Here is a 20,797-nt window from a genome sequence, read left to right as displayed (position 1 = left end):
GTGGCTTAGCCAGAGGTGCAGCCCGTGATCTCGACACTATGATCCTGCCCGATGACGGTGATCCGAATGGCAGAGCGGTCCAATGCCAGCGCCGTGCCGTTCTCGGCGATCATCTCTCCGCTGGCGACAAGCGTATTGCCCGACCGCTGGCTGTCCATCTCGCTCATCCACATGTTGGGGTTGCCGGGTTCGATCACCACGGTCTCCTTACCCCCGGCAGAGGGCAGGGCGAGCCGGGTTTCGATCTCCAGCCCCCGCGCGGTGGGGCGCAGGCTGCATTGGGCGCTTTTTAATCCAGCCTCGGCCCCCGAATAGGGTCGCGCTGCAAAGGCGGCGGCGATGGCCGGAGTGGGCTTGCTGTCTTTGGTGTCGAGCAGGGCGCGCAGGCGGATGGTTTGTGGCAGGCAGATGTCACTGCACACGCCAAGGTCGATGCTGGCGTCCAAGCTTACCGGGGCACCGGGGCGGCGCGGGGTGATGGTCAGCGGCAGGATCACCTCGCGCGCATAACCGATGGAGTTCACCCCGCCTTGGTCAAAGACCTTGGGCGCGGGCCATGTGATCTGCACGTCGCGCAGGTTGTCCGAGCCGGACCAGTCGAACTCTGGCGGAATCCCTGCGTCACCGGGGCTGCGCCAATAGGTCTTCCACCCCGGTGCCATGCGCAGCCGGATCGCCGCCACCCGCCGCCCGTCGGCCTGTTGCCAACCAGTGAGCAGATCACCCTGCAACGGCGTGCCGACACCGTCCTGTGCGGCGGCAGGCAGGGCAAGGGCAAGGCAGGAAAGAACGGCGGAGAAGAGGCGCGATATATTCATGCGGCCTTGATGCGGTATCCATCCGCGCCTGCCAAGTCACATTTGCATCATCCATGTTTCGCCGATGGGACGGGCGGCGGGCGGCATCTCTTGTTTTGCGGGGCGCAAGCGGCCATGTTCAAAGAAAGGTTACCTTCAGGAGGTGGGCGTTGACGGGTCAGACAATGGAACTGACGGGCAAGCTGCTGGTCGCGATGCCGGGCATGGGCGATCCACGTTTCGCCCATTCCGTGATCTATCTTTCCGCGCATTCAGAACAGGGCGCCATGGGGCTGATGGTCAACAAACCCGCCCCGGAACTGCGTCTGTCGGATGTGCTGGATCAATTGGTCGATGACACGCCGCCGCAGGCGAAATCTCTGGCCGTGCATTTCGGCGGCCCGGTCGAGACGGGGCGCGGCTTTGTGCTGCATTCCGATGAATACCGCTCTGCCCTTGAAACGCTGCGGGTCGGCGATGGCATTGCGCTGACCGCCACGCGCGACATCCTCGAAGACATTGCGACCGGCAAGGGGCCAGAGCGCGCCCAGTTGATGCTGGGCTATGCGGGCTGGGGGCCGGGGCAGTTGGAGGGCGAGATTGCGCAGAACGGCTGGCTGACCTGTGAGGCGTCGCCCGAGGTGATCTTTGACCTACCGGATGCAGAGAAATGGGCGGCAGCGCTCAAAACGCTGGGCATCGATCCTTTGGGGCTTTCGGCCTCAGCCGGCCACGCCTAGCGCGGGGCGGCGGCGCGGGCCAAACGGTCGTTGATCGCGCGGCCCAGGCCGTGATCGGGGATCGGCGCTACGGCGATGCTCTGTCCGGTGGCGTCCAACTGGTGCAGATGGTCAAAAAGCTTCGCCGCAGCCTCGGTCAGGTCGCCGGAGGGCGAGAGGTTGAGGTCGCAAACCATCGTTCCAAAGCCAAGCAGCACTTCGCCCGGCCCAGCCGTTTCCGCGTTCAACCGCACCGCCGCGCCGGGGGCATAGTGAGAGGCCAACTGCCCCGGCGCGATGATCTCTGCCCCATCTATGATCTCCAGCGGTTGCCCGAGCGCCGCCTCTATCGCCTCGCTCGGCAGGCCGCCTGCGCGAAGCAGGGCAGGGCGGGGACCTGTCAGGCCGATAATCGTGCTTTCCAGCCCCACGCTGCAAGCGCCGTCATCCAGTACCGCCGCGATCTTACCGTCGAGGCCCGCCAGCACATGCGCAGCCGTGGTCGCGCTGATCTTGCCCGAGGGGTTGGCCGAGGGCGCGGCCACGGGGCCGTTGAGTGCCTGCAAGACCTGCCGCATGGCGGGGTGGGCTGGCACGCGCACCGCAAGGCTGGGCAATCCCGCCGTGACCAGTGACGACAGCCCGCTGTCGGGCTTGAGCGGTAAGACCAATGTCAGCGCGCCGGGCCAAAAGGCCTGCGCCAACCGGTCAGCATCGTCCGTCCACTCAACGTATCGTTTGGCCGTCTCGATATCCGGCAAATGCACGATCAGCGGATTGAAGCTGGGCCGCCCCTTGGCGGCATAGATGCCCGCCACGGCTTCCCCATTGCGGGCATCCGCGCCAAGGCCATAGACCGTCTCGGTCGGCAGGGCGACGAGCGCGCCGTCTTGCAGCAGGCGTGCCGCGCGGGCGATGCCTTGGGGCGTGGCGGTCAGGGTCTCGGTCGGCTGGGTCATCGGGTGTTTCGGCCTGTCGGATCATGCAGCATCCCGTGACGCCGCGTTTGGGTTGCGGGGGGCGGCCAGGCATTTCATGCTGGCGGCAACATAAACCAGCCTTTATCAGGGCCATGTCAGGCTTGCCAGAACAAGCGCGCCTTTCAGGAGGATATGATATGCCGTACCGCGCCGCCGTGGATGACTACCGTTTTCTGATCGAGGACGTGTTGGATTTCGCAACGCTCCGCAGCACCGACCGTTTCTCTGAAGCCAGCGAAGACGTCACCGGGGCGATCCTGTCCGAAGCCGGGCGGCTGTGCGATGATGTGCTGGCGCCGCTGCAACGGGGCGGGGATTTGCACCCTGCAAAGCTGGAAAACGGTATTGTGCGAACCTCTCCTGGTTTTGCCGAAGGCTTTGCCGCGATTGCCGAGGGCGGCTGGATCGGCATGTCGGCGGACCCAGAGTTTGGCGGCATGGGCCTGCCGATGACCCTGACCAGCGCGGTCAACGAGATGATGAGCGGCGCTTGCCTGTCGCTGCAACTCGCCCCCCTGATGAGCCAAGGGCAGATCGAAGCATTGGAGCATCACGCGAGCGACGCGATCAAGGAATTGTACCTGCCCAAGCTGATCTCGGGCGAATGGACCGGCACGATGAACCTGACGGAGCCGCAGGCGGGTTCGGACGTGGGCGCGCTGAGCAGCCGGGCCGAAGACAATGGCGACGGGACTTATGCGGTCTCTGGTCAGAAGATCTACATCTCTTGGGGCGACAATGATTTTGCAGGCAATGTCTGCCATCTGGTTCTTGCGCGCCTGCCGGGGGCGCCGGCGGGGACCAAGGGGATCAGCCTATTCCTCGTGCCGAAGTTCATCCCCGATGAGGCTGGCGCGCCGGGCCAGCGCAATGGCGTGAATGTGGTCAGCCTAGAGCATAAGTTGGGCCTGCACGGATCGCCCACCGCGGTGATGCAATATGACAAGGCCACCGGCTGGCTGGTGGGCCGCGAAGGTGGCGGTATGGCGGCGATGTTCACCATGATGAACAACGCCCGCCTTGGTGTCGGCGAACAGGGCATCGGCGCGGCTGAAGGCGCCTATCAACTGGCGCTGGACTATGCGCTGGAGCGTAAGCAGGGCCGCTCTCCCGTCGAAGGCGGCACCGGCACCATCGTAGATCACGCCGACGTGCGCCGGATGCTTCTGAGCATGAAGGCCGATATCTTTGCCTCCCGCGCGATCGCGCTGAGCTGTGCCTATGCCAGCGACATGGCGCGCGCCGGGCAGGGCGACGAATGGGCCGCGCGGGCAGCGTTCCTCACGCCGATCACCAAGGCATTCGGCACCGATGTGGGCATCGGCGTCGCCGAGATGGGCGTGCAGGTGCATGGCGGCATGGGCTTTATCGAAGAAACCGGCGCGGCGCAGTTCAGCCGCGATGTGCGCGTGACCGCGATCTACGAGGGCACCAACGGCATTCAGGCGATGGACCTTGTGGGCCGCAAGATGATGGACGGCGGCGAGGCGGCGAACCGTCTTTTGGATGAGATCGAAGCCCATGCCGAATCCGCCCGCGGCCCTTTCCCGCGCATGGCCGATGCGGTCTGGCAGGCGAGCGAGACCCTGCGCGAGGCGACCGAGTGGATGACCGCGCAGAAGGACATGAACGCCCGTTTCGCCGGTGCCGTCCCCTATCTGCGCGCCTTCGCCCGCGTGCTGGGCGGTCATCTGCATCTGCAAGCCGCCATGGCCGAGAAGGCCGCCGGCGCAGGCGATGCGCGGGCCAAGCTGGCGCGGTTCTATATCCAACGTCTCTTGCCCGAGCATCAGGGCTTGTTGGCCCATGCACAGGCCGGGGCAGAAGACCTCTATGCGCTTGATGTCGAAGACCTGAGAAGCTGATGACAGAGCAGGCCACCCTCTCTACCGCTTCGCCAAAAACCCCCAAGGGGCTGCGCTATCCTTGGGAGGTGCCGCCCGCCGAGGGGGAGGCGATTGAGGTGGCGCCGGGGGTGCTTTGGTTCCGCCTGCCGCTGCCGATGAAGCTGGATCACGTCAACGTCTATGCCTTGGACGAAGGCGATAGCTGGACGGTGATCGACACGGGCTTCGCCTCCCGTCGGGCCAAGGAAATTTGGCGCGGGTTGATGGCGGGGCCGCTTGGCGGCAAGCCGATCTCGCGCGTGGTCGTCACCCATCACCACCCTGATCATATCGGCCTTGCCGGGTGGTTGCAGACCGAGTTCGGGGCGGAACTGGTCACCACGCGCACCGCGTGGTTGACCGCGCGGATGCTGACGCTGGATGTCCAAGAGGTGCCGGTCGCCGAAGCCCTTGCGTTCTACCGCAAAGCGGGGATGGCCTCGGCGCTCTATGACAAACGCGCCAATGAGCGGCCTTTCAATTTCGCCGATGTGGTGGCCCCGCTGCCGCTGGGGTTCACCCGCATCCGGCAGGGCGATGTGATCCGCATGGGTGGCCGCGATTGGGAAGTGCATATCGGCAATGGCCATGCGCCCGAACACGCCACCTTCTGGAGCCGGGACGACAATCTGGTGATTGCGGGCGATCAAATCCTGCCCTCCATCAGCCCCAACATCGGTGTCTACCCGACGGAGCCCATGGCCGACCCCATCGGCGAATGGCTTGAGGCTTGCGAACGTTTCCTGCCCTTGGCCCGCGAGGATCATCTGGTACTTGGCGGGCACAAACTGCCCTTCACCGGCCTGCCGACACGACTCAAGCAGTTGATCGAGAACCACCACAGCGCCCTGCGCCGCCTGCTGGCCTATATCGACACGCCGAAATCGGCCTCGGAATGTTTCGCGCCGCTGTTCAAGCGCAGCATTGGCGAGGCGGAATATGGCCTCGCACTGGTTGAAGCTGTCGCCCATCTGAGCCACCTTTACCAAGCCGGAGAGGCCACGCGCGTGCTGCGTGAGGCAGACGGCGCATGGGTGTATCAGCGCAAGGGGTGAGCGATGGGCGATGAGGTGAAAACAGCGGCCGAAGCCTATGAGGAGGCCGCATTACCGCGCATGCATGAGGTGCATACAGGCACGGATCAGCGCAAGTCAGGCGACCAGCCGTTGCCCAAATCGGTAACCGACAAGCCAGTGAAGCAAAAGTCGCCCGCGCAATGGGCCTATGAGCGGGTCGTGCTTTATATCAAGAATTTTGAAGAAAAGCTCGACAACGACCATGAGGCGGCGATTGGCTTTGCCGGGGGCGACGCCGGGGTGCTGCGGATCGAAGGCATGGGGTATTTCGACCCCGACATCATCACTTTTTACGGCGTCGATCCAGCAGGGGCACGGGCGCAATTGGTGCAGCATGTGGGGCAATTAAACGTGATGTTGCGGGCTCTGCCAAAGAAAGTGCCCGATGCCGCTCCGCAAAGGATCGGCTTTCGTTTGGTCGCCGATCTGGAAGAGACCTGATCTGCACGATTCTTTCGCGTGCGTGCAGGTGTAAGATTCCCCTATAACGCGCAGTTTCCCGTATTGCTAGTATGGTTTTCCGATTATCATCCCCCCGTGACAGGGTGTTACGAATAGGTTAATCAGCGCCAACAGATTGTCTTAGGGAGACGAAAATGGCTGAACACGAACACGGCAGCATGAATTACGAACCACAGCAAAAGACCTTTGACGGGTTCATGACCTTCGTGACGCGCAGCGTCGTTGTCATCCTGGCGATCCTGGTTCTGCTGGCGATCTTTGCCGGTTGATCAGACCCTATCCCTGCGCGAGAGGGTAACCCTTTGAAAACTCTCTTGATGGCGATTGCGCTGGTAGGCGTTCTGGCAGGCTGTTCGGTGGATCAAAGCCCCGATAGCCCGCCCGACGTCGTGGCGCGTGCGGCCTATCGCTCGCCCGAGTCGCCCTCCCTCACTTTGATGACCATGGTGAACAACCGCACCGGCAGCGGCGGGCATACAGCGCTGATGGTGAATGGCTCTCAGCGGGTGATCTTTGATCCCGCCGGATCGTTCCGGGACGCGCGGATGGCCGAGCGGGGCGATGTGCTCTACGGGGTAACGCCCGCGTGGCTGCAGGCCTATAAATCTGCCCATGCCCGCAGCACCTTTCATGTAGTCAGTCAGGAAATCCCGGTCAGCCCCGAAGTGGCCGAACAGGCGCTTCGGCTGGTGACCTCCAACGGGGCGGTGCCCGGTGCATTCTGCGCCAATGCCACCAGCGGTATTCTCAGCCAAATCCCCGGGTTTCAAAACGTCGGGTCGACGTTCTACCCCGTCAAACTGCAAGAGCGGTTTGAGACACTGCCGGGGGTCACCACGACAAAATATTACGAAGATGATGAGGGCGATGTGATCGACGCCCTGCGCGCGGCGCAACTGGCCCGCCAGTAGCGCCCGCGCTTACCCCACCAGATAGAGCATTCCATAAAGCGCCGCGGCCCCTGACAGGATCGCGGCGAGCACGTTCTTGCTCGCCAGTCCCACACCCAGCGTGACCACCGCGGCAGTCACACGCGGCAGGTCGAACTGCCCGTCCGTGCCCGAGGGCCAAATTACCTGCGGCGCCACCAGCGCAGGCAGGATCGCCACGGCGGTATAGCGCAGGTGCCGCAACAGCCACGCGGGCATCTGCTTGTTGCCGACCAATCCGGTAAAGACAAAGCGCAGGAAAAAGCTGCCAAGCCCAAGACCGATGATCACGATCCAAAGTGAGGTTCTGTCGATCATCGTGCCGTGCTCCCCGGTTTGCGCCGTTCCATCCACGCCTCGACCTGCGCGCCGGTGATCATGCCAGCAAGCCCCGCGATGATCAGCCCAAGCGCATAGGGCACATCGACAGCGATAAGGCTCACAACCACTGCGACCAGTGCCGCCGCCACATGGGCCAGCGTGCGAAACATCGGCGCGATCATGGCCAGAAAGGTGATCGGAATGGCAAAGTCCAGCGCCCAACTGTCCGGCACGCTGGAGCCGACCATCGCACCAATCAGCGTGAAGAGATACCAAAGCGGCACCACCGGCGTCACGGTCCCAAAGAAATAGGCCATGCGCTGCGGCACGGTCATCTCTGGCTCACGCTCATATTGGGTCATGGAAGCGACATAGGATTGATCCACCGTCATATATGCCGCTAGCGCCCGCTGCCACAGCGGCGCGCCGCCAATCCATGGGGTGAGAGAGGCCGAATACATCGCCATTCGCAGGTTCACCGCCAGCGCCGAGGCCAGCACAATGGCCGTGGGTACATCCTCTTGCAGCAGTTGCAGCGCCGTGAATTGCGCGGCCCCGGCGATCACCACGATCGAGAATGTCAGCGTCTCGAATACGTTCAACCCCGCCTCGGTCGCCAATAGACCAAAGAGCGAGGCGAAGGGAATAATCACCAGCACGAAAGGCAATGCGTCAACGATACCTTTGCGATAGGCGGATTTGGTGGTGGTGATGGCCATGACGAACTCTTAAATATAATGTCAAAGGCTTAGACCTAACCGGAAGGGGATACAATTGGCCCGCGACAATGAACTTAGCAATTATCTGATCGCCCCCGATCCCACTGCTGTTCGACTGACGCGGAATGTCTCTGGCGTGGATCACACTGGCGCGGAGGTGGCGATCAATGTGGTCGAAGAACGCCCCCTGACGATATTCCTCAACCGGCAAGAGATCGTGACCGCGATGACCATAGGCGACTATCCGGCCTATCTGGCGCTCGGCTTTCTGCGCAATCAGGGGATGTTGCGCTCGGACGAGGAGATCACCGGCGTCGACTATGACGAAGAGCTTGAGACCGTCGTCGTCCGCACCAAACGCGCGACCGACTACGAAGACAAGATGCAGCGCAAGACCCGCACCAGCGGCTGCGCGGTGGGCACCGTTTTTGGTGATATGATGGAGGGGCTGGCCGATGTGCGTCTGCCCGAAACGCCGGTGCGCACCTCGGACCTCTATGCGCTGGCGGCCAAGATCAACCGCACGCCGAGCCTTTATCTTGAAGCTGGCGCGATCCACGGCACCGTGCTGTGCCAAGGCGACCGGCCACTCGTTTATATGGAAGACGTGGGCCGCCACAATGCGGTCGACAAGATCGCCGGTTGGATGCTCTCCGAAGGCGTGGGGGCCGAAGATAAGGTGCTCTATACCACCGGGCGGCTGACCTCTGAGATGGTGATCAAGACGGCGATGATGGGCATTCCGGTGCTGGCGTCCCGCTCGGGTTTCACCGCTTGGGGGGTGGAGATCGCGCAGCAGGTGAACCTCACGCTGATCGGTCGGATGCGCGGGCAGCGATTTACCTGTCTGGCGGGCGAGGGTCGGTTGATCCGCGACGCGGATCCGTCCACCGTGGCCGACGAGCCGCGCAAAAGCGGGCGTAAGGCCGCAAAGGAATAAAATGATGAAACAACCACTTGGCGTCATTTTGGCGGGCGGGCAGGCGACCCGTATGGGCGGTGGCGACAAGGGCCTGCTGCCACTTGGGCAAGGTACGTTGCTGTCGTCGGTAATCGACCGGCTAGAGCCGCAGGTGGCAGGGCTGGCGCTCAACGCCAATGGCGATGCTGCGCGGTTTGCGGATCTGGGCCTGCCGGTGCTGGCGGACAGTATCGAAGGGTTCGCCGGGCCGCTCGCAGGCGTGCTTGCCGGGTTGGATTGGGCGGCGGAGCAGGGGGCGGAGACGATTGTCACCGCGGCTGCCGACACGCCTTTCTTCCCCTGCGATTTGGTGCCGCGTCTGTTGCTCGCCGCTGATGGCATGACCCACCCGCTCGCCTTGGCTGCGACCCCAGACGCCAAACGCGGCACGGCGCGGCATCCGACCTTTGGCCTCTGGCCCGTGGCGCTGCGCGACGATCTGCGCAGCGCTTTGGCGGTTGGGCTGCGTAAGGTGGTGCTCTGGACCGAGAAACACGACGGGCGCGAAGCGCTCTTCCCCGATGAGGCGGCATTCTTCAACGTGAACACGCCCGAGGATTTGGCGACAGCAGAGGCGATGGCATGAGGGTTTACGGCGTCGTCGGTTGGAAGAATGCAGGCAAGACCGGATTGATGGAGCGGCTGGTGGCCGAAATCACGGGCCGGGGGTTCACCGTCTCCACCGTCAAACATGCCCATCACACCTTCGACGTGGATCACCCTGGCAAGGACAGCCACCGCCACCGCATCGCAGGCGCACGAGAGGTGCTCTTGGCATCTGGCGCGCGCTTTGCCTTGATGCATGAGTTGCGCGGGGCCGAAGAGCCGCCGCTAGAGGCGCATCTGGCACGGCTAGCGCCCGTCGATCTGGTGCTGATCGAAGGCTACAAACGCGATGGCCATCTCAAGGTCGAAGCGCACCGGGCCGAGACCGGAAACGCGCTGATCGCGCCGGATGACCCGACGGTGCGGGCGGTGGCCAGCGACGTGGCGCTTGAGATGGACCGGCCTGTTTTTGACCTGAACGACACCCGTGCGATTGCCGATTTTATCCTGCGCGAAGTGGGGCTGATCGCCGCCCTCACGGCGCCTGCCACCACCGCACCGCCGCCCCTGCGCAACGACTGCTTTGCCCTGCCGCCCGGCGTGCATTGGACCCCGGTGGATGATGCGCTGGCGCTGTTGAAAGAGCGCCTCCACCCGGTGACGGGGGCCGAAACCCTTCCCGCCGCCGATGCCGGGGGGCGTATCGTGGCCGAAGACGTTACAGCCATCCGCGCCAACCCGCCGCTGCCAAATACGGCGGTCGATGGCTACGGTTTTGCGGGTGGGCGCGGCGAAGGGTTGCATGAGCTTCCGCTGGTGCCGGGCCGCGCTGCGGCAGGGGGCCGCCCCGGCGCAGTGCCTGCGGGCCAAGCGATCCGCGTGCTGACCGGCGCGGCCCTGCCCGAGGGCGTGGATACCGTGATCTTGCAAGAGGACGTGACCGCCGAGGACGGCATGTTGCGGTTTCACGGGCCTGTGAAACAGGGGGCAAACACCCGCAAAGCCGGGGAGGACGTAGAAGCTGGCGATGTCATCCTCACCGCAGGCACGCGCATTGGTCCGGCGGAACTGGCATTGATGGCGGCAGCAGGTGTGGCAGAGGTGCACCTACGCAAGCGGTTGAAGGTCGGTGTGATCTCAACCGGAGATGAATTGGTCGAGATGGGGGAGGCAGCACGCGACGGGCAGATTTACGACGCCAACCGCCCGATGCTGCTGCAACTCGTCGCCGACTTTGGCCATGAGGCGGTCGATCTGGGCCGTGTGGCCGATGACAGCGCCGCGCTGCGCGCAAGGCTCGACGCGGCGGCAGAGCAGTTGGATGTGATCCTCACCAGTGGCGGCGCATCGGCGGGGGACGAAGATCACGTCTCAGCCCTGTTGACCGAGGCGGGGGCGATGCAGCTATGGCGGATCGCGGTGAAGCCGGGGCGGCCTTTGGCGCTCGGCCTGTGGCGAGGGGTGCCGGTCTTTGGCTTGCCGGGCAATCCGGTGGCGGCGATGGTCTGTTCGCTGATCTTCGCACGCCCTGCGATGGCGCTGCTTGCGGGGGGCGGCTGGCAGGAACCTCAGGGTTTTGATGTGCCTGCGGCGTTTGAGAAGCGCAAAAAGGCCGGGCGGCGGGAATACCTGCGCGCGCGGATGCGCGATGGCCGGGCGGAGGTTTTTGCCTCAGAAGGATCGGGGCGCATCAGCGGACTAAGCTGGGCCGAAGGGTTGGTCGAACTGGACGAGACCGCGCGCGACATTGCGCCCGGCGATCTCGTCCGTTTCATTCCTTACGGCAGTTTTACCGGCTAGGCCCGCGCGTTAGTCGAAGGTGCCCGCACAACGGCCCAGCAGCATAAAGGCGCGGGCAGTGCGGGTGTCAGCCAGCGATGAGATTTCCTCATCCGTTGCCTGTTTCTCGAACTCGGCAAAGGTCCGGTCAAACCGGCGCAGGAAGTGATGCGCGGCATCGCGAAAGATCGGGTCTTGCCGCATACGGGCATTGGCCAGTGCCAGTGAGGAGCGGTCGCGGATGCCGCCCAAAGGCGCAATTGTACGGCCCCGCGCTCCGCTGGCGAATTGCCGCCAGACCTCGGGCCGCGCGCGGTCGGGGCGCAGATCGTCCATATAGATGCCATCTTGGCTGAGCAGTGTCAGCACGTCCTGCGCGGCCTGCACCAGTTGCGAGGCGGAGCGGTCTTTCAACGCACGGCGCAGCGCGTCGAACCCGGCTTGGTCTTCCGCTGTTTCTGGGAAGTTCAGCGCGCGGGTGAAATCCTCGGCAGAGAGCGGCTGTGCCTTGTCGCCCGCCTGCGTGCCAAGCGCCAGCGTCGGCTGGTCTTCGGCGGCGGGCGGTGTGGGCGCGGGGGCTGGGGTGACGGGGCGCGCAGTCTCGTCGCGGCCCTGAAGCCCGGCCAGCGCGATCTCGGTCTTGCGGGCGCTGGCGGCGAGTTCATCGAGCTTGCGCGCGATGTTGCTGTCGCCCGCAGGTTTGTTGCCCTGCTGTTGCGAAATATAGGAATACCGGATGGCATCAATCGCGGCCTGTAGGCGTTGGATTTCCTCACGCATAACCCGCCCGGCACGGGCGGCGGTGGCCCCGACCCAGATCATCGCGACCGGCAAGATCACCACCAACAGGATCAGCAGCCCGCGCAGCCCCCCGTCATTGGCCCCTTCCGGCACCTCTGCGGCAATGAAGGTGAAATAGATCGCCGTGCCAAGCAGCCAAAGCGCCGAAAGCGCGCCCGCGATGATCTCAATCTCGGTGATGCTGTTGGATTTGGGGCGGTCGTAGACGCCCATCGACGTAGGCCGAGCGGCGGCGTTCCCGCCGCGCGGGGCGCGGGGGGCTTGATCTTGGGGTGTCGAAGCGTCGGGCTCTGCCATGTCAGCCTTCCCGGTCAAGCGTAAACGATCTTGAGAACCTCATAGGATTTTTGCCCCCCGGGGGTGCGCACCTCGACGGAATCACCTTCGTCCTTGCCGATCAGCGCGCGGGCGATGGGCGACTTGATGTTCAAAAGTCCCTTTTCGATATTGGCCTCATATTCGCCAACGATCTGATAGGTCTTCTCTTCGTCGGTGTCCTCGTCCACCAGCGTTACCGTGGCCCCGAATTTGATCGACCCTGACAGTTTCTTGGGGTCAATCACATCCGCGAGCGAGATCACGCCCTCAAGCTCTTTGATGCGGCCTTCGATGAAAGACTGCTTTTCCTTGGCGGAATGATACTCGGCATTTTCCGACAGGTCACCATGTTCGCGCGCTTCGGCGATGGCCTTGATGATGGCGGGCCGTTCAACCGACTTGAGCTGCTTGAGTTCGACTTCGAGCGCGGTGTGACCGTCGCGGGTCATCGGGATCTTTTCCATGGCGGTGTGCCTACATAATGAGGGCCGCACCCGGGTTTTCGCCGGGGGGCGGCCAATTGCGTGTTAACTTGGCAGATACCTGACCCAAACTGCCCGCCAATTGCAAGAGCCTAACGGCCTCTGGGTCGGCGGTTGACTGCCGTCAATCGTATTGCACGACCTCATATTCGATCCCGTCCGCATCGTGGAAATAAAACCGCCGTCCGGGCTCATAGTCGGCGTGGTTTCCGGTGGTGAAGCCCTGCGCCAGCACGGCTTTTTCGGTGGCCTCAAGGTCATCCACCACGACCGCGATGTGGTTGAGCGCACCGATAGTTTCGTAGCTGGTGTTCGTAAGAGTGTCCGCCTTGCCGGGATTGTAGAGCGCGACGTAATGCGCCTCGGTGCCGACATGTTTGGTATGGCCCCCGGCCATGGCGTCGCCCTCCCATCTCAGGTTCCAGCCAAAGACTTCGCGCATCCAATTGGCGGTGGCGGCGGGGTCAGAAACGGTGAAATTGGCATGTTCAAGTTGCGCGGGCATGGCGTTTATCCTTTTTGTGATCGCTTGTGCCATCTGAGCGTAATTGTTAAACCTAACTTTAGGTCAAGGGATTTGTGGGGGCGAAATGGCGGTAAATGAGGGGCTGTCAATCGGGGCTTTGGCCAAGCGCACCGGGCTCGCCGTTTCGGCCATTCGCTACTATGAGGCGCAGGGGTTGATCGCGCCGTGGCGCAACGCCGGTGGGCAGCGGCGGTTTGACCGGGCCGATCTGCGGCGGCTTAGTTTCGTCATGATCGCTCAGCAATTCGGTTTCACCCTGCCACAGATCAAGGCTGAGTTGGACCGCTTGCCGGGCGGGCGCACGCCAACAAAGGCCGATTGGACCCGCATTTCCGAGGGGTTCCGCGCTGCACTCGACGCGCGGATCGTCACTCTGAGCAAACTGCGTGATAACCTTGATGGCTGCATCGGCTGCGGCTGTCTGAGCTTAGAGGCCTGCGCGCTTTACAATCCTATCGACCAAGCAGGTGAAAAAGGCCCCGGACCGCGCTATCTGATGGGGGACGAACCGGCGGCCTGACAGGTCGCGCGTCATGTTATGTCGCTGAGGCCATGTTTTGCGCAATAAACGCAGGGTCGCGATTGCATTGCGCGCGGCGGTGGTTTAGCCAAATCCAAACCGAATTTGCCGTGAGGGAGCACCAAAATGGCCGAGATTGAACGCGAAGCGATGGAATATGACGTTGTGATCGTCGGCGCCGGGCCTGCTGGCCTGTCGGCTGCGATCCGGCTCAAGCAGTTGGATGCCGATTGCAATGTCGTGGTGCTAGAGAAGGGCTCCGAAGTGGGCGCACATATCCTGTCGGGTGCGGTGCTTGACCCCTGCGGGCTGGATGCGCTGATCCCCGATTGGAAAGAAAAAGGTGCGCCGATCAACGTGCCGGTGAAAGAAGACAACTTCTATCTGTTGGGCGAGGCGGGCAAGCTGCGCATCCCCGAATTTCCGATGCCACCGCTGATGAAAAACCACGGCAACTACATCGTCTCTATGGGCAATGTCTGCCGTTGGATGGCCGAACAGGCCGAGGAACTGGGCGTCGAAGTCTTCCCCGGCATGGCTTGCTCTGAACTTGTGTTCGGCGAGAATGGCGAAGTTAAGGGCGTCGTTGCCGGTGAGATGGGGCGTCAGGCCGACGGCACCCCCGGCCCCAGCTATGAGCCGGGCATGGAGCTGCACGGCAAATATGTCTTCCTCTCCGAAGGCGTGCGCGGCAGCCTGAGCAAACAGGTGATCGCGAAATACGGGTTGGACGAGGGCAAAGAGCCGCAGAAATACGGTCTCGGCATGAAAGAGATTTGGGAGATTGACCCCGCCAAGCACCGCGAAGGCACCGTCACCCACACGATGGGCTGGCCGCTGAACAGCAACGCGGGCGGCGGGTCTTTCATCTATCACCTTGAGAACAATCAGGTTTACGTCGGCTTCGTTGTCCACCTTGGTTACAAGAACCCGCATGTTTTCCCTTACATGGAATTCCAGCGCTTCAAGCATCACCCGATGGTGGCCGAACTTCTTAAAGGCGGCAAACGTGTCGCCTACGGCGCGCGGGCAATCACCGAAGGCGGCTATCAGTCGATGCCCAAAATGGTGGCCCCCGGCGTGGCGCTGCTCGGCTGTTCGGTGGGCATGGTCAACGTGCCGCGCATCAAGGGCAACCACAACGCCATGCTCTCGGGCAAGGCAGCGGCTGAGGCCGCCTATGCCGCGATCCAAGCAGGCCGGGGCGGTGATGAGCTGACCGAATATGAGACCGATGTCCGCGAAGGGCCGATCGCGACGGACCTTAAGAAGGTGCGCAACGTGAAACCGCTGTGGTCGAAATACGGGCTGACCGCTTCGCTGGCGCTTGGTGGCTTTGACATGTGGACCAACACGCTCGGCTTCTCACTTTTGGGCACGCTGAGCCATGGGAAATCGGACGCCGAAGCGACTGAGCCTGCGGATAAGCACAAAAAGATCGACTACCCCAAGCCCGACGGCAAGCTCAGCTTTGACCGTCTGACCAACGTGGCGTTCTCGTTCACCAATCACGAGGAAAGCCAGCCTGCGCACCTCAAGCTGAAAGACCCGAGCATTCCGGTCGAGGTGAACCTGCCGAAATACGCGGGCCCCTCGGCGCGCTATTGTCCGGCGGGGGTCTATGAATTCGTCGAGGATGAGAAAACCGGCGAGACGCGGTTCCAGATCAACTTCCAGAACTGTGTTCACTGCAAGACCTGCGACATCAAAGACCCGACGCAGAATATCGTCTGGACCACCCCGCAGGGCGGCGACGGGCCAAACTACCCAAACATGTAAACGGGCCGCCAAAGGGCACGTTGAAGGGACCGATAGGCGAGGGCGTGTCGGTCCTTTCTTTGTCTGAATCGGCGAAATCCTGTCGGCTGCATGCCTCATCGCGGCCCCACCATTGCGCCCGGGCACAGAGATGATAGCCTGAGCGCAAAGCGATATGAGGCGGTTTGCATGTTTCGGAATGTCCTAGGTTTCACCAGCGTCGCGGCGCTTTGCATCGGCCTTTCTGCGCCTCTGATGGCGCAGTCGATCGCGGGCCCCTATCTGGCCGGGCGTCATGCCGCCGTGAACAGCGACTACCCCGAGGCCGCGCGCTACTACACCGAGGCGCTGGCCCGTGACCCCAAGAACATCGAACTGATGGAAAGCGCGGTGCTGTCCTATCTCTCGCTCGGGCGGGTGGATAAGGCGCTGCCGCTGGCGCGCAACATGATCACCCTCGGCACCAAGAGCCAAGTGGCCGAGATGACCCTTGTGGCCGCCATGGCGAAAGAGGGTGATTACAAGGCCCTGCTAGAGCGAGACACATCGGCCATCGGCCCTTGGGTCGGCGGGTTGGTGCAGGCTTGGGCGCATATGGGCGCAGGCGATGTCACCGCTGCCATGGCCGCGTTTGACGGGTTGAGCGAAGAGGCCGGGATGCAGGGCTTTGTGATGTATCACAAGGCCCTCGCGCTGGCGAGTGTGGGTGATTTCGAAGGGGCAGAGGCGATCTTTGACAGTGGTGCCGCGGGTGCTGCGGGCCAGACCCGGCGCGGGGTCATGGCCCATGCCGAGATCCTTGGCCAACTGGGGCGTAGCGACGATGCACTCGCTGTGCTCTCGGACGGCTTTGGCGCAGATAGCGATCCCGAAATCGCGCGGTTGATCGAGGCCCTGCAGCAAGAGGCACCGGTCCCCTTCAGCCATATGCCCGATGCCCAAGCGGGCATGGCCGAGGTGTTTTTCACCTTCGCCGCCGTGCTGCGCAATGAGGCGGCCGGGGACTATTACGTTCTGCTCTACTCGCGCATCGCCCGCTATCTGCGCCCCGATCATGTCGATGCGCTTTTGCTGACGGCCAGCCTTTTGGAAAACCTCGGCGAGCATGATCTGGCGATTGCCGAGTACAAATCCCTGCCTGCCGATAGCCCCGCCTATCACGCAGCGGAATTGGGCCGCGCCGATGCGCTGCGGCGCTCGGGCAAGACAGCGCAGGCCATCGAAGTGCTGGAGCAACTTGCCCGCAGCCATGGGGAACTGGCGGTGGTGCATTCCACTTTGGGCGACATGCTGCGCGCCGAGGAAGACTATGAGGCGGCCATCGCGTCCTACGACGAGGCGCTCGCGTTGACGCCTGAAACCGCCCGCGCCCGCTGGGTGCTGTTCTACGCCCGTGCCATCGCCAAAGAGCGCAGCGGCGATTGGGAAGGGTCAGAATCTGATTTCCGCGCCGCACTTGAGCTGAATCCCGAGCAGCCGCAGGTGTTGAACTACCTCGGCTACTCGCTGGTTGAACAGCAGCGCAACTTGGACGAGGCATTGGACATGATCGAACGCGCCGTCGCTGCCAGCCCCGACAGTGGCTATATCGTCGATTCGCTGGGGTGGGTGTTCTACCGTCTGGACCGCTACGAAGAGGCGGTCGAGCAGATGGAGCGCGCGGTGGAACTGGAGCCGGTGGACCCTGTGGTGAACGACCACCTCGGCGATGTCTACTGGGCCGTGGGCCGCCAGCGGGAGGCCGAGTTCCAGTGGCGTCGGGCGCTGTCTTTCGTGGACCTGACGGATGCGGATTCCGAGGCTGACCCCGAGCGGATGCGCCGCAAGCTGGAAGTCGGGCTCGATGCCGTGCTGGCCGAAGAGGGCGCGGCCCCGCTGAAGGTTGCTGCAGACGAATGAGCCTTTCGAACGATGGGGCACTCGCTGGTCCCGGCGCTGCGGCGTCGCGGATGGCTTGGGCCAAGGTGAACCTGACCCTGCATTGCACCGGCCAGTGCGCTGACGGCTATCACTTGCTGGATTCGCTGGTGGTGCGGGCGGGCGTGGGCGACCGGCTGGATGTGGCTGCGGCTAATGATCTGACCCTGACGGTCAGCGGCCCGCATGCAGAAGGTGTACCGACCGACGCACGCAACCTCGTGCTGCGCGCGGCAGAGATGCTGGATGCGGGCGCAGGCCAAGGTGCGGCGCTGCATCTGGTGAAACATCTGCCTGCGGCGGCAGGGATCGGCGGCGGCTCTGCCGATGCGGCGGCAGCTTTGGACTTGCTTGCCGCGCATTGGGGCGTCCCGTTGCCCGTAGACACGGCGCGGCTCGGGGCCGATGTGCCGGTCTGCCTGACACGCGGCCCGCAGCGGATGCAGGGGGTGGGGGAGATCCTCACGCCGCTTTCGCCGCTGCCGCCCTGCCATATGGTGCTGGTGAATCCCGGTGTCGATGTGCCGACGCCTGCCGTTTTCGCGGCCCTGACCGAAAAGAACCAACCGCCGATGCCGGAGGTGATCCCGACCTTCGCGGGCTTTACTGAATTCATCGATTTTCTGGGCGAACAGCGCAATGACCTCGCCGCCCCGGCGATCGCGCGGGAGTCGGTTATCGGGGCCAGTCTGGAGGCGCTGAGCGATGCGGCGCTGGCGCGGATGTCCGGCTCGGGCGCGACCTGTTTCGGCCTCTACGCCACCGCGTCGCAGGCCGAGGACGCGGCCCACCGCATCAGCAGTGCCGCGCCCCGCTGGTGGGTCGCCGCCGCGCCGATCTTGGCCGCTTAGTTGATCCGGCTGACGACGTAGTCGGCCAGATCGATCAACATGTCTTTCAATTCATGGGCGGGCAGGGGGGCAAGGGCCGATTTGGCCTTTTCCGCCCAGTCTCGCGCATCGCGCTGTGTTGCCGTCAGCGTGTCGTGTTTGTTCAACAGCATCAACGCATGGTCGAGGTCACCCTCTTCCTGTTTGCCCTTCTCGATGGTGCGGGTCCAAAAGGCGCGCTCGGTCTCATCGGCCTTGGCCACGGCCTTGATCACCGGCAGGGTCAGCTTGCGCTCGCGGAAATCGTCGCCGACGTTTTTGCCCGTGGCCCCTGTATCGCCCTGATAATCCAAAAGATCGTCAACGATCTGGAAGGCGATGCCAAGGGCGTCCCCATAGTCGTAAAGCGCTTTGACCTGATCCTCTGGCGCGTCGGCAATTACGCCGCCCACCTCGGTCGCGGCCGAGAACAGCGCCGCCGTCTTGCCGCGCACGACTTGCAGGTAAACCTGTTCATCCGTGGCAAGGTTCTGCGCGGCGGTCAGTTGCAAGACCTCCCCCTCGGCAATCGTCGCGGCGGCGTTCGACAGGATGCGCATAACAGGCATCGAGCCCGGTTCGGTCATCAGCTGAAAGCTGCGCGCGAAGAGGTAATCGCCGACCAGTACCGACGACTGGTTGTCCCACAATAGGTTCGCCGTGGGCCGCCCGCGCCGTTGGGCGCTTTCGTCCACCACATCGTCATGCAGCAGCGTCGCGGTGTGGATGAACTCCACCGTCGCCGCGAGATGGACGTGATAGGGGCCGCCGTAGCCGCACATCCGGGCTGCGGCCAGTGTCAGCATCGGGCGCAGGCGCTTGCCGCCAGCCTCGACCAGATGGGCGGTGACTTCGGGAATGCGGGGCGCGTGTTTCGACGCCATCCGCTCACGGATCAGGGCGCTGACTGCCGCCATATCGTCGCTTAGATAGGCCGCCATGCGGTCGTGCGGTTTGGCCGTTGCATCACTTTTCATCATCATTTCCCACGTCCCGCTCGACATGCCGGTGATCCGGCTCTACATCTTTGATATGAAGGAACTTTTGCGCAGCACCGACATGACCATCATCGCCTTTGCCACCGCCCTTCTCAGGGGGGAGGATATAGACTGCTTTGAAATGGACGTAAACATGAGCGTGCTCGAAGGGGGCATCGGGATTTTCCCGCGCCGCTTGATGGTGCACCCCGATGACCATGACGCCGCTGTGCGGGTGATGCGCGATAATGAGATTCCGCTGGGGCTGTGACCCGTTTTGCCGAAGACGACCTGACCTGCGACGCTTTTCTGGGCGGCAAGTTGCACCTCTGGCAGCCGCGCCGGGGGCGGGGCTACCGCGCCGGGGTGGATCCTGTTTTGCTGGCCGCGAGCATTGAGGCCACGGCGGGGCAAAGCGTGCTGGAATTGGGCTGCGGGGTCGGTGCGGCGGTGCTTTGTCTGGGCGCGCGGGTGCCGGGGCTGACGCTGACGGGGTGTGAACTGCAACCTGCCTATGCCGAACTCGCGCGGCGCAATGGCGGTGCGGCGCTTGAGGTGGTCGAGGCCGATCTGACCGACATGCCCCCGCATCTGCGCCAGCGACAATTTGACCACGTTCTGGCCAATCCGCCCTATTTCGACCGGGCTGCCTCGGTTCAGTCCCGCGATCCGGGGCGAGAGACCGCCTTGGGCGAAGCCACGCCCCTGCGGCAATGGATCCGCACCGCGGCGCGGCGGCTCAAACCCAAAGGGCAGGCTCATTTTATCCACCGCGCAGAACGGCTACCTGAGATTCTGGCCGCCCTTCCGCATGAGATGGGATCGGTCGAAGTGCTGCCCTTGGCCTCGCGCGCGGGGCGAATGCCGGAGTTGATTCTTTTGCGTGCACGCAAAAATGGCCGCGGTGCTTTCCGGCTCTATCACAGCTACGCTATGCACCTTGGCGCGCGGCATGAATCGGATGGCAACAGCTATGTACCGGAAATCGAAGCGGTCCTGCGTCGCGGCGCGCCGCTGACTTATCCTACTTCTTAAGCGTTTTTTTACCAACTTCCCCTCTATGCTGCGGTGCTGCGTGACTTGTGGGTCGCGCTGTGGTCCACTGAAATTCCACACACCAATCATGGAGGATTGTATGGCTTTGAACGCACATCTGGACACCCTGAAGCGGAAGCATCAGGCGATGAGTGAGGCGGTGGAAACCGCACAACGCGCCCCCGGTATGGACGATTTACAAGTGGCTTCCATGAAAAAGGAAAAACTGCGCCTGAAGGAGGAGATTAGCCGCCTGTCGAGCTGACTCTCACCCGTGAATTGAGAATTTCATTCGAGGGCTGTCGTTTCGCTGGGGCGGGGCGGCAGCCTTTGCTTAGGGCAGGGGGATGCCAGAAGAGATACTGAGCGTGACGGGTGAACGGCCCCTCCCGCCGCAACCAAAAAGGCCAGCCCGTCGA

General features: G+C 63.3%; 24 protein-coding genes. 16 read left to right on the top strand and 8 right to left on the bottom strand.

The features are described from left to right. Positions 1-5: 5 nt before the first annotated feature. A complete protein-coding gene (locus O4H31_RS14645; protein ID WP_269346932.1) occupies positions 6-818 on the bottom strand; it encodes a protein-disulfide reductase DsbD domain-containing protein in 813 nt (270 codons plus the stop codon). Between the two features lie 164 nt (positions 819-982). Between O4H31_RS14645 and O4H31_RS14640 the strand changes: the two genes are divergently transcribed. Further along, the gene (locus O4H31_RS14640; RefSeq protein WP_120351756.1) at positions 983-1,537 is read left to right on the top strand and encodes a YqgE/AlgH family protein; all 555 of its coding nucleotides are present in this window, start codon (positions 983-985) and stop codon (positions 1,535-1,537) included. On the opposite strand, the gene O4H31_RS14635 is transcribed toward O4H31_RS14640, so the two are convergent. Further along, positions 1,534-2,475: an L-threonylcarbamoyladenylate synthase gene (locus tag O4H31_RS14635; RefSeq protein WP_269346931.1), complete on the bottom strand. Its 942-nt coding sequence runs from the start codon at positions 2,473-2,475 to the stop codon at positions 1,534-1,536. The two genes, O4H31_RS14640 and O4H31_RS14635, sit on opposite strands and share 4 nt — an antisense overlap. 158 nt (positions 2,476-2,633) lie before the next feature. Here O4H31_RS14635 and O4H31_RS14630 point away from each other — a divergent pair, with 158 nt between their 5' ends. From O4H31_RS14630 to O4H31_RS14610, 5 genes are all read left to right on the top strand, one after another. After that, positions 2,634-4,361 (top strand): acyl-CoA dehydrogenase, encoded by a 1,728-nt coding sequence (locus O4H31_RS14630; protein ID WP_269346930.1) that lies wholly within the window; start codon positions 2,634-2,636, stop codon positions 4,359-4,361. Beyond that, positions 4,361-5,437, top strand: a complete 1,077-nt coding sequence (locus O4H31_RS14625; protein WP_269346929.1) for an MBL fold metallo-hydrolase — start codon at positions 4,361-4,363, stop codon at positions 5,435-5,437. Before O4H31_RS14630 ends, O4H31_RS14625 begins: the two co-directional genes overlap by 1 nt. 3 nt (positions 5,438-5,440) lie before the next feature. Next, positions 5,441-5,899 (top strand): DUF6173 family protein, encoded by a 459-nt coding sequence (locus tag O4H31_RS14620; RefSeq protein ID WP_269346928.1) that lies wholly within the window; start codon positions 5,441-5,443, stop codon positions 5,897-5,899. A gap of 155 nt (positions 5,900-6,054) precedes the next feature. Further along, complete coding sequence (locus O4H31_RS14615; protein WP_269346927.1) at positions 6,055-6,189, top strand: aa3-type cytochrome c oxidase subunit IV; 135 nt, start codon at positions 6,055-6,057, stop codon at positions 6,187-6,189. A 33-nt stretch (positions 6,190-6,222) separates the two neighbouring features. Beyond that, the gene (locus O4H31_RS14610) at positions 6,223-6,831 is read left to right on the top strand and encodes a hypothetical protein (RefSeq protein WP_269346926.1); all 609 of its coding nucleotides are present in this window, start codon (positions 6,223-6,225) and stop codon (positions 6,829-6,831) included. Positions 6,832-6,840: 9 nt separating this feature from the next. On the opposite strand, the gene O4H31_RS14605 is transcribed toward O4H31_RS14610, so the two are convergent. Together O4H31_RS14605 and O4H31_RS14600 are read right to left on the bottom strand one after the other, a co-directional pair. Continuing rightward, on the bottom strand, positions 6,841-7,167 hold the full coding sequence (locus O4H31_RS14605; protein WP_067940611.1) for an AzlD domain-containing protein: 327 nt from the start codon (positions 7,165-7,167) through the stop codon (positions 6,841-6,843). Continuing rightward, the gene (locus O4H31_RS14600) at positions 7,164-7,889 is read right to left on the bottom strand and encodes an AzlC family ABC transporter permease (RefSeq protein WP_269346924.1); all 726 of its coding nucleotides are present in this window, start codon (positions 7,887-7,889) and stop codon (positions 7,164-7,166) included. Before O4H31_RS14600 ends, O4H31_RS14605 begins: the two co-directional genes overlap by 4 nt. A 55-nt stretch (positions 7,890-7,944) precedes the next feature. On the opposite strand from O4H31_RS14600, the gene O4H31_RS14595 reads away from it, so the two are divergent. Genes O4H31_RS14595 through O4H31_RS14585 form a run of 3 tightly spaced genes read left to right on the top strand, consistent with a single transcriptional unit; the run spans position 7,945 to position 11,196 of the window. Next, positions 7,945-8,829 carry a formate dehydrogenase accessory sulfurtransferase FdhD gene (locus O4H31_RS14595; protein WP_419723606.1) on the top strand — a complete coding sequence of 295 codons (885 nt, stop codon included), beginning with the start codon at positions 7,945-7,947 and terminating at the stop codon, positions 8,827-8,829. 4 nt (positions 8,830-8,833) lie between these two features. Beyond that, entirely contained in the window at positions 8,834-9,436 is a 603-nt protein-coding gene (mobA, locus tag O4H31_RS14590) for a molybdenum cofactor guanylyltransferase MobA (RefSeq protein ID WP_259984302.1), read from the top strand. Then, positions 9,433-11,196 carry a bifunctional molybdopterin-guanine dinucleotide biosynthesis adaptor protein MobB/molybdopterin molybdotransferase MoeA gene (locus tag O4H31_RS14585; RefSeq protein ID WP_269346922.1) on the top strand — a complete coding sequence of 588 codons (1,764 nt, stop codon included), beginning with the start codon at positions 9,433-9,435 and terminating at the stop codon, positions 11,194-11,196. Before mobA ends, O4H31_RS14585 begins: the two co-directional genes overlap by 4 nt. A 9-nt stretch (positions 11,197-11,205) precedes the next feature. Here the strand turns inward: O4H31_RS14585 and O4H31_RS14580 are convergent, their stop codons facing one another. The 3 genes from O4H31_RS14580 to O4H31_RS14570 all read right to left on the bottom strand — a co-directional run bounded on the left by O4H31_RS14580 (position 11,206) and on the right by O4H31_RS14570 (position 13,281). Further along, positions 11,206-12,273: a hypothetical protein gene (locus O4H31_RS14580; RefSeq protein ID WP_419723605.1), complete on the bottom strand. Its 1,068-nt coding sequence runs from the start codon at positions 12,271-12,273 to the stop codon at positions 11,206-11,208. A gap of 14 nt (positions 12,274-12,287) precedes the next feature. Then, entirely contained in the window at positions 12,288-12,758 is a 471-nt protein-coding gene (greA, locus tag O4H31_RS14575; RefSeq protein WP_067624274.1) for a transcription elongation factor GreA, read from the bottom strand. A 142-nt stretch (positions 12,759-12,900) separates the two neighbouring features. Further along, positions 12,901-13,281, bottom strand: coding sequence for a VOC family protein (locus tag O4H31_RS14570; RefSeq protein ID WP_269346920.1), 381 nt, complete (start codon positions 13,279-13,281; stop codon positions 12,901-12,903). Positions 13,282-13,366: 85 nt separating this feature from the next. Here O4H31_RS14570 and soxR point away from each other — a divergent pair, with 85 nt between their 5' ends. From soxR to O4H31_RS14550, 4 genes are all read left to right on the top strand, one after another. Then, complete coding sequence (gene soxR, locus O4H31_RS14565) at positions 13,367-13,822, top strand: redox-sensitive transcriptional activator SoxR (RefSeq protein ID WP_269346918.1); 456 nt, start codon at positions 13,367-13,369, stop codon at positions 13,820-13,822. Positions 13,823-13,948: 126 nt separating this feature from the next. Continuing rightward, positions 13,949-15,601, top strand: coding sequence for an electron transfer flavoprotein-ubiquinone oxidoreductase (locus tag O4H31_RS14560; RefSeq protein WP_269346916.1), 1,653 nt, complete (start codon positions 13,949-13,951; stop codon positions 15,599-15,601). Positions 15,602-15,769: 168 nt separating this feature from the next. Then, positions 15,770-17,479, top strand: a complete 1,710-nt coding sequence (locus O4H31_RS14555) for a tetratricopeptide repeat protein (RefSeq protein ID WP_269346914.1) — start codon at positions 15,770-15,772, stop codon at positions 17,477-17,479. Next, a complete protein-coding gene (locus O4H31_RS14550) occupies positions 17,476-18,348 on the top strand; it encodes a 4-(cytidine 5'-diphospho)-2-C-methyl-D-erythritol kinase (protein ID WP_269346912.1) in 873 nt (290 codons plus the stop codon). The genes O4H31_RS14555 and O4H31_RS14550 overlap by 4 nt, the downstream gene beginning before the upstream one ends. Here O4H31_RS14550 and O4H31_RS14545 read toward each other — a convergent pair. After that, positions 18,345-19,343: a polyprenyl synthetase family protein gene (locus O4H31_RS14545; protein WP_269346910.1), complete on the bottom strand. Its 999-nt coding sequence runs from the start codon at positions 19,341-19,343 to the stop codon at positions 18,345-18,347. The genes O4H31_RS14550 and O4H31_RS14545 overlap by 4 nt on opposite strands. Positions 19,344-19,398: 55 nt before the next feature. On the opposite strand from O4H31_RS14545, the gene O4H31_RS14540 reads away from it, so the two are divergent. The 3 genes from O4H31_RS14540 (at position 19,399) to O4H31_RS14530 (ending at position 20,643) form a co-directional block, all read left to right on the top strand. After that, positions 19,399-19,614, top strand: coding sequence for a DUF2007 domain-containing protein (locus O4H31_RS14540; protein ID WP_067629600.1), 216 nt, complete (start codon positions 19,399-19,401; stop codon positions 19,612-19,614). Continuing rightward, entirely contained in the window at positions 19,611-20,378 is a 768-nt protein-coding gene (locus O4H31_RS14535) for a tRNA1(Val) (adenine(37)-N6)-methyltransferase (RefSeq protein ID WP_269346908.1), read from the top strand. Before O4H31_RS14540 ends, O4H31_RS14535 begins: the two co-directional genes overlap by 4 nt. 100 nt (positions 20,379-20,478) lie before the next feature. Further along, positions 20,479-20,643: a YdcH family protein gene (locus O4H31_RS14530; RefSeq protein WP_082849498.1), complete on the top strand. Its 165-nt coding sequence runs from the start codon at positions 20,479-20,481 to the stop codon at positions 20,641-20,643. Positions 20,644-20,797: the final 154 nt, after the last annotated feature.

The sequence above is a fragment of the Sulfitobacter dubius genome, assembly GCF_027214245.1.
Lineage (GTDB): Bacteria > Pseudomonadota > Alphaproteobacteria > Rhodobacterales > Rhodobacteraceae > Sulfitobacter > Sulfitobacter dubius_A.
The sequence above is the reverse complement of the archived record's forward strand: the minus strand, read 5'-3'. Positions and strand labels throughout refer to the sequence as shown.